Source organism: Stutzerimonas sp. KH-1 (assembly GCF_054483855.1).
The window spans coordinates 1,827,416-1,839,647 of sequence record NZ_CM137011.1 but is presented as its reverse complement, the minus strand read 5'-3'; the positions used below and the strand labels follow the sequence as shown (position 1 = coordinate 1,839,647).

General features: G+C 64.7%; 11 protein-coding genes. 5 read left to right on the top strand and 6 right to left on the bottom strand.

Annotated elements, in window-relative coordinates; genetic code table 11:
• Window positions 1–32: 32 nt before the first annotated feature.
• The gene (locus ACX1DW_RS08730) at window positions 33–470 is read left to right on the top strand and encodes a hypothetical protein (protein WP_063543892.1); all 438 of its coding nucleotides are present in this window, start codon (window positions 33–35) and stop codon (window positions 468–470) included.
• Window positions 471–509: 39 nt separating this feature from the next.
• Here ACX1DW_RS08730 and ACX1DW_RS08725 read toward each other — a convergent pair whose 3' ends face one another.
• Window positions 510–1,304 (bottom strand): ion transporter, encoded by a 795-nt coding sequence (locus tag ACX1DW_RS08725; protein ID WP_125868532.1) that lies wholly within the window; start codon window positions 1,302–1,304, stop codon window positions 510–512.
• An 87-nt stretch (window positions 1,305–1,391) separates the two neighbouring features.
• Between ACX1DW_RS08725 and ACX1DW_RS08720 the strand changes: the two genes are divergently transcribed.
• Window positions 1,392–2,135, top strand: a complete 744-nt coding sequence (locus ACX1DW_RS08720; protein WP_458993238.1) for a DUF72 domain-containing protein — start codon at window positions 1,392–1,394, stop codon at window positions 2,133–2,135.
• Here the strand turns inward: ACX1DW_RS08720 and ACX1DW_RS08715 are convergent.
• Window positions 2,122–2,715 (bottom strand): hypothetical protein, encoded by a 594-nt coding sequence (locus ACX1DW_RS08715; protein WP_133455868.1) that lies wholly within the window; start codon window positions 2,713–2,715, stop codon window positions 2,122–2,124. The two genes, ACX1DW_RS08720 and ACX1DW_RS08715, sit on opposite strands and share 14 nt — an antisense overlap.
• A gap of 296 nt (window positions 2,716–3,011) precedes the next feature.
• Here ACX1DW_RS08715 and ACX1DW_RS08710 point away from each other — a divergent pair, with 296 nt between their 5' ends.
• Window positions 3,012–4,637, top strand: coding sequence for a methyl-accepting chemotaxis protein (locus ACX1DW_RS08710; RefSeq protein WP_458993237.1), 1,626 nt, complete (start codon window positions 3,012–3,014; stop codon window positions 4,635–4,637).
• 96 nt (window positions 4,638–4,733) lie between these two features.
• On the opposite strand, the gene ACX1DW_RS08705 is transcribed toward ACX1DW_RS08710, so the two are convergent.
• From ACX1DW_RS08705 to ACX1DW_RS08695, 3 genes are all read right to left on the bottom strand, one after another.
• Complete coding sequence (locus ACX1DW_RS08705) at window positions 4,734–6,731, bottom strand: peptidase U32 family protein (protein WP_458993236.1); 1,998 nt, start codon at window positions 6,729–6,731, stop codon at window positions 4,734–4,736.
• Window positions 6,732–6,880: 149 nt separating this feature from the next.
• Window positions 6,881–7,915, bottom strand: coding sequence for a MerR family transcriptional regulator (locus tag ACX1DW_RS08700; protein WP_458993235.1), 1,035 nt, complete (start codon window positions 7,913–7,915; stop codon window positions 6,881–6,883).
• A gap of 167 nt (window positions 7,916–8,082) precedes the next feature.
• A complete protein-coding gene (locus tag ACX1DW_RS08695; protein ID WP_095461156.1) occupies window positions 8,083–8,484 on the bottom strand; it encodes a hypothetical protein in 402 nt (133 codons plus the stop codon).
• Window positions 8,485–8,633: 149 nt separating this feature from the next.
• On the opposite strand from ACX1DW_RS08695, the gene ACX1DW_RS08690 reads away from it, so the two are divergent.
• Together ACX1DW_RS08690 and ACX1DW_RS08685 are read left to right on the top strand one after the other, a co-directional pair.
• Window positions 8,634–9,470, top strand: coding sequence for a CAP domain-containing protein (locus tag ACX1DW_RS08690; RefSeq protein ID WP_458993234.1), 837 nt, complete (start codon window positions 8,634–8,636; stop codon window positions 9,468–9,470).
• A 123-nt stretch (window positions 9,471–9,593) separates the two neighbouring features.
• Window positions 9,594–11,492, top strand: a complete 1,899-nt coding sequence (locus ACX1DW_RS08685; RefSeq protein WP_458993398.1) for an alkaline phosphatase D family protein — start codon at window positions 9,594–9,596, stop codon at window positions 11,490–11,492.
• 31 nt (window positions 11,493–11,523) lie between these two features.
• Here the strand turns inward: ACX1DW_RS08685 and ACX1DW_RS08680 are convergent, their stop codons facing one another.
• The gene (locus ACX1DW_RS08680; RefSeq protein WP_458993233.1) at window positions 11,524–12,171 is read right to left on the bottom strand and encodes a cation transporter; all 648 of its coding nucleotides are present in this window, start codon (window positions 12,169–12,171) and stop codon (window positions 11,524–11,526) included.
• Window positions 12,172–12,232: the final 61 nt, after the last annotated feature.

Genomic DNA, 12,232 nt, shown 5'->3' with positions numbered 1-12,232 from the left:
ACTGCTCGACAGACACACAAGGGACCAATTCGATGAATGCCAAACACGTTCTGGCAGTAGCCATTACTGCTGCACTGCTTTCCGCCTGTACCGCCACCACTTCGCTTCGCGCCACCGATCCTGATCTGGCAATCAAGATCAACCAGGACGCCCCGCTGGTGTTGAAGAATCCGGTCAGCAAGACCTACAAGGCCACCAGCTTCGGCCAGTATCGCTTCCGCGCCGAGAAGCCCGGCATGGAACCCATGTACGGTCTTATTCCGCTGAAGTTCAACAGCGGCTACCTGGTCGCCGACATCCTCTTCTTTGCACCCGCCGCTTTCTACAACCTGCGCGAGGTCTATCCGTTCTACGAGTTCGACGTGGAGAAGGGCGAGGTCCGCTACAAGAAGAAAGAAGCCGATCAGTGGACCGTGTACAAGCCGACCCCGGCTGAAGTGGCGCGCGCCCAGGCGTATTTCGCCAACTGATTCACCCAGCTGGCAGCCTTCGACCTGGCGGCGCGAAGGCTACCGCGGGGATTGCCCGCCAGGCCGTTGCTCGACGTCGCCGCAACGACCATCTTCCAGCTGCAGTTTCAAGCTGCGTACTTCCTCCGTCAGTGCCTCTACTTGCAGCAGCAGGCGTTGCAGCATCTCGCCATCGGCTGATCGCCGGTTGTCCTCCGCGCTCCGGTCGGCGACGAACAGTGAACCGATATAGGCGGCGAAACTGCCGAACAGCCCGACCCCGGAGACCATCAACAGCACCGCGACGATACGGCCTTCGGTGGTGACCGGGTAGAAATCGCCGTAGCCGACCGTGGTGACGGTGACGAACGCCCACCACAGCGCCTCTTCCGGCGTATTGATCGAACTCTGTGGATTGGGCGCCTCGACCAGCAGCATGGTCAGCGCGCCGAACGCCACCAGCAGCATGGTCGCGGTGGCAGCGGAGGCGACGATGCCCTCAGCGCGATTGCGAAACAGGATTCGCCAGATCAGTCGCACCGACTTGATCGCGCGCAGCACCCGCAAAAGCTGGAACACGCGGAACAGCTTCGCCGCCTGGAAGCCGCCGGCTGGAATGCTGGCCAACAGATCGATCCAGCCCCAGCGCATGAACTGCCGCTTGCTCTCGGCCTGCTGCAGACGCATCCAGAAATCGAGAAAGAAAAAGAAGCAGACGATGTTGTCCAGATAGCCAAGCAGTGTCGAGATGTCGTCGGGAAGATCGAGCAGCAGATCGGCCATCAGCGCACCGACCACATAGATCGACAGCACCAGAATCAGGATCTGGAAGGGCGTGACGAGGCGATGTTTCATGAGTGAACCATGTGGATATGGCGGAGAAGCGCCGAAGTTTAAAGCACAGCGCCGACTTCGCGCCGGACCGGAAGGCGTGAAGTGTCGATGAACCCGAGCGAAGCCATTCGTCTCGGCTGCGCCGGCTGGAGTCTGCCGCGTGGCGTCTGGCCGGAGTTCACTGGAGACGGCACGCATCTGGAGCGCTATGCCCGGCGGCTGCCGGCGGTGGAAATCAATTCATCCTTCTACCGCCCGCATCGCCCGGCGACCTACCGCAAATGGGCCGCCAGCGTGCCGGCCGGGTTCAGTTTCTGCGCCAAGCTGCCGCGACAGATCAGTCATGACAAGCGCCTGCACGGGGGCATGGAAGAACTCGAGCGCTTTCTCGTTGAAGTCAGCGAGCTGGGTGCCAGCCTTGGCTGCTTGTTGCTGCAGCTGCCGCCGTCGCTGGTCTACGAGCGTCCGCTGGTCGAGGGTTTCCTTGCCGACTTGCGTAAGCGCTACGGCGGTGCCCTGGCGCTGGAGCCGCGGCATGCCAGCTGGCTCGCCGCCGATGCGCAGCTGGCCCACTGGCGTATTGCGCGGGTCGCCGCGGACCCTTCGCCAATCCCGGGTGGCGGCCAGCCGGGTGGTTGGCTGGGTATGCGCTACTACCGGTTGCACGGCTCGCCACGCGTCTACCACTCGTCCTACGCCGACCAGTGGCTGCAAAGCCTGGCCGAACAGCTGGAAGACTGCGCGAGGTTGGGTGTGCCTTGCTGGTGCATCTTCGACAACACCGCCAGCGGCGCCGCGCTGGAAAATGCGCTGACGCTCCAGGTGATGTTGCGCCGGCTCAGCGCGGAATGATCCGCACGCGCCCGGCGGTGTTGTCGCGCCGCGCGGCCTTCTCGTTCTCGGTGCGACCGGGGATGCTGGCGAACTCCTGGCCGCGCTCAGGCGTCGCCGTGCCGTCCAGCTCGCGTTCGTCGACGCTGATGGAGGTGGCGTCCGGGTAGCCGGTGGTCAGCGTCTCGGTGCTGGCGGTGACCGGCGTGGCGTCGTCGCCCCAGGTTGCGCTGCGCTCGTCGATATCGATGGCGCCGTTGTGCTCCATGATCCGCTCCACCGCCGGCACCCGCGCTTCATCCTCAAGCGATACCGTCACGATCGTCGATCCGCGGCGCGCCGCCTCGGGGTAACGACCAGCGTGGGCGGCGGCACCATCGCCGAAGACCTTGCGGAAGAAATTGCCGATATGTTCGGCCGCGGTGGCATCCGGGGCGGGCTCCTCGCCAACCACCTCCACGCGGCTGCTATCGACCTGCTTGGGATTCATGGACGCCGACAGCTGGATGTCGTCATGGGAGACACCCTCTCTCACGAGTTCGGCTTTGACTTGCTCCGCTTCGGCATAGTGGTCAAACGCGGCAATCAGTATCTGGGGCATGGCTTCACCTATCTTGTCGAGTGCACGAGTTGAGGTTGTTTTCCATTGGCCTCTCGGCCACGGGCGGGACGGTGCATACCTACTGGCTGTTGGGCGCTGCGATCCGCAGGATGGTTCCGTATTTACTAAGCGCGACGGGGCATCGGCGCCCGCAGAGTGGGAGACGGGCTTCTACTTCTTTGGTCTGATGTCGTAGTGATATCGATGGATGGATCTTGTACAGCTATTGGGCCGGTGAAACACTCTGTATCACTTTGGGCCGCCCGGCTCCGAAGCCTCCCCTCACGGTGCCTCCCATGTTCCGCTCAATGAACGTATCTACCCGAGCTGCTGCCAGCTTCTCGGCCATCGCATTGCTGTTGCTGTTTGTCGGATGCTTTTCACTGGTTCAGGTCCAGGCGCTGCGAGAAGCGGAGCAGACCATCGAGACCAACTGGCTGGCCGGTGTTAGAGATGCTGGTCGGCTGCGGGCGGATGTGCTGGAACTGCGATTGACGGTGGGGCGATCCCTCATTCCGGCCGAGGATGGCTCAGCCTCCGCGGCCAGTAGTGAAATCGGTCAGCGCCGGTCACATATCGAACAGGAGATCGGCGCGTATCTGGCCTCGCCGGTCATCGACGAGCGTGAACGGCAGCTGCTACGGAGCGTGCAGGGTGCCGTCGAGCGTTACGGCCAGTCGCTCGATCGTCTGCTGGCGTCGCTCGAAAGTGACGACGCGCCTGCTGCTATCGCGTTGTTCAACGGTGACATGCGGCAGCAGGGAACGGATATCAACGAGGCACTCGCGGCATTGACGGCCTATAACGACGAGGGCGCCAAGGCATCCAGCGTAACGGCGGGTTCGGTTTACACCCGCAGTCTGTGGGTCCTGCTTGGCGCGATGGGTTTCGCGATCCTGGCTACGTTGGGCCTGGCGATCGGCTTCACGCGCAGCATTACCAAGCCGCTGGGGCAAGCGGTGCAGGTGGCTGAAAGCATCGCCGGGGCTGACCTGAGCCAGCCAATCGAAATGGAAGGTACCGACGAGCCTGCCCGCCTGCTGGCCGCCCTGGCCACGATGCAGGCGACGTTGCGCGCGACGCTTAAGCACATAGGCGATTCCTCGACCCAGCTGGCGACGGCAACGGAAGAGATGACCAGCGTTGCACACGAAGGCAAACGCGGCCTGCAGCGGCAGAATGAGCAGGTTGAGCTGGCGGCGACAGCGGTCAACGAGATGACGGCTGCCATTGAAGAGGTAGCGAGCAATGCGGCCTCGACATCTGACAGCGTGCGTGACTCGACGGCTGCTGCCGAGGCGGGCCGCCATCACGTCAACGATACGGTCAAGGCGATCGATAGCCTATCGGCGCGCATCAGTGACACCGGCGGGCATGTCGAGGGTCTTGCTGGACAGGCGCGGGATATCAGCAAGGTGCTCGATGTGATACGCAACATCGCCGAGCAGACCAACCTGCTTGCCCTAAATGCCGCTATCGAAGCAGCACGTGCCGGAGACCAGGGGCGTGGCTTTGCCGTGGTCGCCGATGAGGTTCGGGCGCTCGCTCACCGTACGGGGCAATCGACTCAGGAAATCGAACTGATGATTGCGGCGATCCAGGCCGGTACCGATAGCGTGGTCAAGGCTACTGCCCTGAGTACGGAAGAGGCTGGCAGAACCTTGGGTGTGGCTCGTGAGGCAGGGGCCATGCTGGATAACATTGCCGCCTCGGTAGCGATCATCAACGAGCGCACCGTCATGATCGCGACAGCCGCCGAACAGCAGGCACAAGTCGCTCGGGAAGTGGACCGCAGCCTGATGGCCATACGGGACCTCTCCATTCAGTCGGCGGCTGGCGCCGATCAGACTGCGGTCGCCAGCGATGAACTGGCCAGACTGGCCACCGACCTCAACCATATGGCTCTGCGTTTCAGGACGTGACGCTCATACGGCGTCGCATCGCCGTAGCTTCTCGCGACGAGATTCGATCAGCGGCACAGGCGTCCATGACAAACGCCTGTGCCGCCGGCCAGCGGGTTACGCCGGCTTGTGGCGAATGGTCTTGAGCAAGTCGTCCGGCGTGATGTGCCCGACCACGCTGGCGGCGCTGCCCGGCTGCGGCAGGTCGAGGATGTGGCCCTTCATCTTGCCGATCACGTGCATCTCGCAGGGTTTGCAGTCGAACTTCAGCGTCAGCACCTCGTCACCGTGCACCAGCTGCATCGGCGCGACCTTGGTGCGCACGCCGGTGACGCCCTTGGCCTGCTTCGGGCACAGATTGAAGGAGAAGCGCAGGCAGTGCTTGGTGATCATCACCGGCACTTCGCCGGTTTCCTCATGGGCCTCGTACGCCGCGTCGATCAGCTGCACACCGTAACGGTGATAGAAGGTCCGGGCCTTCTCGTTGTAGACGTTGTAGAGAAACGACAGGTGCGATTCTGGATAGACCGGCGGCGGCACGCTGACCGGCTTGCGCCCGCCGCGCGGGCGGATGGCTTCGCGCGCTTCGGTCAGTGCCTCGATGGCTTCGCGGCGCAGCGCCTTGAGTTGCGAGTTGGGGATGAAGAACGCCTGCGGCGCATCCACCTCGACCTCTTCGGCGTGGTAGATGGTGGTGCCCAGTTGGCTCAGCAGGTCGGCGATCTGGCCGGGCACCTGCTCGGGCTTCTTCGCTTCGCCAAAGGGGCCGGGCAGGGTGGCCGTGGCATAGGCGCCTTCCTCGCTGGTGACATGCAGCTCCAGCTCATCGGCGCGCAATTTTGCCAGCCACCGCACACCGATGCGGCGCTCGGCGGAGGTCTTGAGCAGTGCGTTCTGCCAGTTGTGGTCCAGGTTGCGGTTGAGCGGGTGGTTCGGACGCACCTGGCGCATCGCGGCGGGCATTTCGTTGGGTTCGACGCGGTACTGCCAGAACGGCTGACCGTCCTCCTCGAACTGCTTCAGCGGCTCGACCACGCTGGCACGGAAACCCACCACCTCGCGCTTGATCAGCACGTTGAGGCCGTCGCCGTTTGAGAGCGGCTCGCGGGTCTGCACGGTCAGGTCATGCTTGCCGACCTTGAGCACTTCACCCACGGCGAGGCCGGTGAAGGTCGGCGAATCGAAGGCACCGATGTCGATCTTACGGTCGGTGACGAAGTAGTCGGTGCTGCCGCGGTGGAACGTCTTGTCCGGGTCCGGCACGAAGAAGTGATCGGTGCGGCCGCTGGAGGCGCGGGCAAGGTCAGGGCGCTCGGCAAGAATGCCGTCCAGGCGCTGGCGGTAGTAAGCGGTGATGTTCTTCACGTAGCTCACATCCTTGTAGCGCCCCTCGATCTTGAATGAGCGCACGCCGGCATCCACCAGCGCGCTCAGGTTGGCGCTCTGGTTGTTGTCCTTCATCGACAGCAGGTGCTTTTCGAAGGCCACCACGCGGCCCTGATCGTCCTTCAGCGTGTAGGGCAGGCGGCAGGCCTGCGAGCAGTCGCCGCGGTTGGCGCTGCGCCCGGTCTGCGCGTGGCTGATATTGCACTGCCCGGAAAACGCCACGCACAGCGCGCCATGGATGAAGAACTCCAGGGTCGAATCCACTTCGTCGTAGATCGCGCGGATTTCCTGCAGGTTCAGCTCGCGGGCGAGAACCAGCTGCGAGAAGCCAGCCTTGTCGAGGAACTTGGCCCGTTCCAGCGTGCGGATATCGGTCTGGGTGCTGGCATGGATCTCGATGGGCGGGATATCCAGCTCCATGATGCCCATGTCCTGCACGATCAGCGCGTCAACGCCGATCTCGTACAGCTGCTGGATCAGTGCGCGCGCGGCTTCCAGTTCGTCGTCGTGCAGGATGGTGTTAAGCGTGACGAATACCCGCGCGTGAAACAGATGGGCGAATTTCACCAGCTCGGCGATGTCGGCCACGCTGTTCTCGGCGTTGTGCCGGGCACCAAAGCTGGGGCCGCCGATGTACACCGCATCGGCGCCATGCAGGATGGCCTCGCGGGCGATGCTGGCGTCACGGGCAGGGGCGAGCAGTTCGAGATGGTGCTTGGGAAGGGACATGGGCACGGACCGGCTGTGTTTCGAGGTCGTGCATTGTAAAGACTTGCCGCGCAGCGTCCATGCGCAACGCCTCCGTTGGCGACGATCTGTTGCCGGCCGAACGGGGGAGCCTGCGTGGCCGGCACGCAGGCTCGTCGCCGGCGGTCTGTCTAGTTGCGGGCGTGCTGCATCAGGGCCGTCATGGCCTGCCGCAGGTAGTCGATCAGCTCGGGCGCTACCCAGGTACCGGCCTGCAACTCCGGTTCCTGCTGCTCGGCCTGCTGGATTCGGCGCTGGGTGTCGGCGTTCGGGCCGGCGTAGGCGCTGAACAACTCACCCCAGCGGCGTGCCAGTGCGATCACCCGCTCGTGCTCCGGCGGGAGACGCTCGCTACGGCAGCGCTGAAGCTGCGCGAGCAGTTCCGGCCATTGGCGCAAGCTTGCGGCGTAATGGGTGCGCATGCGGGCGAACTCGTCGTCCGTCAGGTGGCGACGGTAGATCGCCAGGCGGTGTTCGGCGAACGCCGCCAGCACATAGTCGCGCATGGCCTGGCTGACGCCGGTTCGCTGCTGCAGCCCTGGCTCGGCTGCGTGCATGGTGTCGAGCCGGGTCAGCAGGGTCGGGTCCTGCGCTGTGTCGCGCTCGAGCTGGATCATCCAGTCACGCGCCAGCCGCTGTGCTTGTTCAGCCTGCGTCGGTACGCCGGCCTCCATCAGTGCCTTGGCCTGCTCAGCCAGGGCGGGCCACGCACTGGTGCCTTGGTCGAGGCGTTCGGTAAAGGCCAGCCTGGCCAGTTCGTCGGCGGAAAAGTGCTTCTCGTACATGATCATCGATCCCAGGGTATCCAGTAGGTCGGTCAGCGCGGGTTCCTCGCCCAGGACGTAGCGCTCGCGCAGCCTGTGCAATCGGCTGCGTAGGCGCTGGAGGCTCTGCAACTGGCGATCGAGCTGCAGCAATTGCTGGTCGATCAGTCCGGGCAGGGAAACCGCGCGCTGGTTCAACAGGGCTCCGATGTCGGTCAGCGACAGGCCAAGGCCACGCAGTGCCTGGATGTGATGCAGGCGCTCGACGTCCTTGCGGTCGTAGAGCCGATAACCGGCATCGGAGCGTGCGGACGGTTTGAGCAGATCAAGGTTGTCGTAGTGATGCAGCGTCCGGACGGTCACGCCGGAGCGCCTGGCCAGTTCGCCTACCTTGAGCAACATTGATGTCTCCTTTTCGTTTCGCACGGCAGGGATCGTCGGGGCTGACGCTGCGTGAGGGTCAAGCGGCAGGAACGGATTTTTTTTCGAAGGGGGGGCGGGCGGCAGGCTTGGCTATGAAACCGTGCATGACAGCGAGGGCAGGGTGATCGTGGTGGGACGCACGCTGCTCAGAGCCCACCCAGCAAGTCATGCGCATCGAGCAGGCGCCACGCGACTTCCGGATGCGTTTCCAGACCCCGGCGAATGGCGGCCGCGATGGCCGGGCGAGTCTTGCGACAAAGGCCTGGCTGCTCGGCGAACTCGATGGCGATGCCGCGCATGCTGCGCACTTCGTTGTGCCCAGGGCTCACGCTGACGCGAATGCCCAACTGATCGAACATGCGCTGCTGCAGTCGTTCGAGGTCCTCCAGGCTCTGCAGGTTCTCGAGTCGCTCCAGCAGGCGGCGTTCCTCGTGACGGGTCAGTCGCAGGATACGCACGTCCGCTCCGGGCGTTTCCAGCAGTTCGTCGCGCCGGCAGGTGCAGGTGCCGGGCGGGCAGGATTGGCGAAGCGGTGGATGATCGTTCATGGCGTTCGATCATAGCCAAGGCAGGGCAAGGCGCCCAGCCGGTGGCGTTGTGCTGGCTGGTGATGACAAGCTGGGCCGCGTCGCGCACCATGGCGCCTGTTCCGCGCCGGGTGCGCGTCGTTCCGTCAGGGAATTGCTGGAGAACTGTCATGCGTGTTCTGTCATCCGTCCTGCTGCTGGCGACCCTTTGCGTTGCCGGCACCGCTGCGGCCGAGGAGGCCCGGCTGGTCGAGTCGATCAATGCCTACCGTGGCGAGGTGCAGCGCTGCGGCAGCAAGGCCAGCGAGGAATTGCCGCCACTCACGGCCGACTCGCGGCTGAACTTGCCGGTCGGCGCCGCCGGTGACCTGCAGGATGCCTTGTCCCGCGCTGGCTATCCGATGGTCACGGTGCAGGCGATCACGCTGTCCGGTCCGCGGGATGCCCAGGCGGCGATGCAGGCGCTGCGCGAAAGCTTCTGCCGGGTGATCCTCGATCCTCAGTTCACCGATATCGGCGTCAGCCGCGAAGGTCGCGACTGGCGCATCGTGGTGGCGCGGCCGCTGCTTGATGGTCGCCTCGGCGACTGGCAGGCCGAAGGGCAGAAGTTGCTGGAACAGATCAATACGGCGCGGGCATCGGCCCGGCGCTGCGGTACGCAGGACTTCGCCGCCGCCGGGCCGCTGAGCTGGAACGAGACGCTCGGTAGCACGGCCGAAGCGCACAGCCGCGCGATGGCCAATCGCAATTTCTTCAGCCATCTGGGCGAGGACGGGCGCACCCCTGGCGATCGCGCTGAACTGGCCGGCTACACGGGCAGGCTGGTGGGCGAGAACATCGCCGCCGCGCTGCCGACCCCCCGCAAGGTACTGGAGGGTTGGCTAGCCAGCCCAGGGCATTGCGCGAACCTGATGAACCCGCAGTTCACCGAGCTTGGTGCCGCTTATGCGGTCGATCCGCAGAGCGATGCGGCCATCTACTGGACGGCGATGTTCGGTGCGCCCTGATCGACGACGCTGGCGGCCGTTCCACCGCGGAGCGTTCGGCAGCGGCCCACTGTCAGAGAGTCCTCGTTCCCGCAATCAGGTCTACCCTTGAGCGATATACCCCCAACCCATGACCTCCCGCCCGTGCTTGCCGGTCCGCTGCTGCGTCGGGTCGAGCCTGGCCGGATCGTGTTGTGGCTGGTCGCTTCGCGATCGCTGAAGCTCTCGCTGCTGCTCGAAAGCCCGGCTGGGGAGCTGCAGTGCCACATACCCCCGCAAGAGCTGGATTGCCAGCGCCTGGCAATCGGTGAACACGCGGTGTTGCACCTGATCCAGGCCGTGCCACCGGCGCCGTTGCCCAGCGACTGCCTGATCGCTTACGACTTGCTCATCCACACCGGCTCAACGCAGCAGGGCATCGCCGACTGGGCACCGCATCTGCTCTACGGCGACGCAACAGCGCCGAGTTTCGTCATCAAGTCGCGGCTCGACCGCCTGTTGCACGGCTCCTGCCGCAAACCGCACCACGCCGCCGCGGATGGCCTGCTGTGCGTGGATGAGTTGCTGCACGATGCGTTGGACGATCCGGCGGCGCGCCCGGCCGTGCTGCTGATGACTGGCGACCAGGTCTATGCCGACGACGTCGCCGGGCCGATGCTGGTAGCCATCCATGCGCTGGTGCGCCGTCTCGGCCTTTACGGCGAGCGTCTCGAAGGTGCCGTCGTGGATGACAGCGACGAGCTGATGGCGCATCCGGCGACCTACTACCACCGCGAGCTGCTGCTGCCGGCGTTCAAATCCAACGAGGCGCTGCGCGAGCGCTTCTTCGGTGGCGTCGACAAGCCGGTGTTCACCACTGCCAACGGCCAGAACCACCTCATCAGCCTGGCTGAAGTCATGGCGCTGTACCTGCTGGTCTGGTCGCCGACGCCCTGGTCGCTGATCGCGCCGGTCATGCCTGCGCTGGAGCCAGAGCACGCCGAGCGCTATGGCTGCGAAGAGCGCTGCCTGCTGACGTTCCGCCAGGGCCTGCCGCGGGTGGCGCGGGCGTTGGCGCACGTGCCGTCGCTGATGATCTTCGACGACCATGACATCACTGACGACTGGAACCTGTCGGCCCGCTGGGAGCAAACCGCCTATGAGCACCCATTCTCGCGGCGCATCATCGGCAACGCGCTGATCGCCTACCTGCTGTGCCAGGCCTGGGGCAACCAGCCGGAGCGATTCGTCAGGCTGCTGGAACAGATGCAGCGCTTGTTGACCAGTGTGGATTACGGCTGGCTCGATTGCGTCGAGCAGAACCGCTTCATCGACACCCTGCTGCATCTCGACGGCTGGGGCTATGAACTTCCGACCGAGCCGCCGCTGGTGGTGCTCGACACCCGCACCCGGCGCTGGCGCAGCGAGCGCAACCTCAGCCGACCGTCCGGCCTGATGGATTGGGAGGCGCTGAGCGAATTCCAGCAGAACATCCTCGACAAGCCGGCGGTGCTGATCGTGTCGCCGGCGCCGATGTTCGGCGTCAAGCTGATCGAGGCGGTGCAGCGGGTTTTCAGCTGGGCCGGCCAGCCGTTGCTGGTGGATGCGGAGAACTGGATGGCGCACCGCGGCGCGGCCCACGTAATGATGAACATCTTCCGCCATTCACGTACGCCCGGTAACTACGTGGTCCTCTCCGGCGACGTGCATTACTCGTTCGTCTACGAAGTGCATATTCGCGGTCGCGATACCGCACCTCAGCTGTGGCAGATCACCAGCAGTGGCGTGAAAAACGAGTTCCCGCGGCGCCTGCTGGACTGGTTCGATCGCCTCAACCGCTGGCTCTACGCGCCCTGGTCGCCACTGAACTGGCTGACCAAGCGGCGTCGGCTGGAAGTCGTGCCGCGCGTACCGGACCGCAGTCAGGCCGGCGAGCGGCTGTGGAACGGCTCGGGCATCGGCCTGTTGGTGCTGGACGAGCAGGGCAGGCCGCGGCAGATCCTCCAGCTGAACGCCGACGGCTCGGCGCCGGTGGCCTTCCTTCGCGAGCGCAACCGGCCGTAGAGCGATCTATAGAGGGTCGTGACGCCAGCAATCAGGCACCTCGCTCCAGTTCGCTGGCGGCCAATCGTTCGGTGCGCAGTTCGTCGAGGGCGTGGCGGGTGATCTGCACGGCTGCGCTGATCGAGAGCAGCGCCATGATGCTGGCCACGATCAGGTCCGGCCAGCCCGCGCCGGTTCCGAACACACCCAGCGCCGCCAGCATTACGGCGATATTGCCCAGCGCATCGTTGCGGCTGCACAGCCAGACGCTGCGCATGTTGCTGTCGCCTTCACGGTAGGCATAGAGCATGAGCGCCACGGCGACGTTGGCCAGCAGCGCGATCGTGCCGACGATACCCATGGTCGTGGCCTGCGGCACGCTGGCATCGATGAAGTTGCCGATCGCGACCACCAGGATGAACACGCCGAACAGACCCATGGTCAGCGCCTTGGCCAGCGACGCTCGCGCGCGCATCACCACACCCAGACCCAACACGAACAGGCTGACACCGTAGTTGGCCGCATCGCCGAAGAAGTCCAGCGAGTCGGCCAGCAGCGACACCGACCCGGCCCGCACGCCGGCGCCGACCTCGACAGCGAACATCGCCAGGTTGATCAGCAGCGCGATCCAGAGAATGCGCCGATAGCGCCCGCGTGCCGCCGTGCTGGCACAACCGCCGCCGCAACAATTTCCCGCCATGACATCGCCTCCAGTTGTCGATGGCGATACGCTAAACCCTGTAGCAGCTACAGGGTCAAGT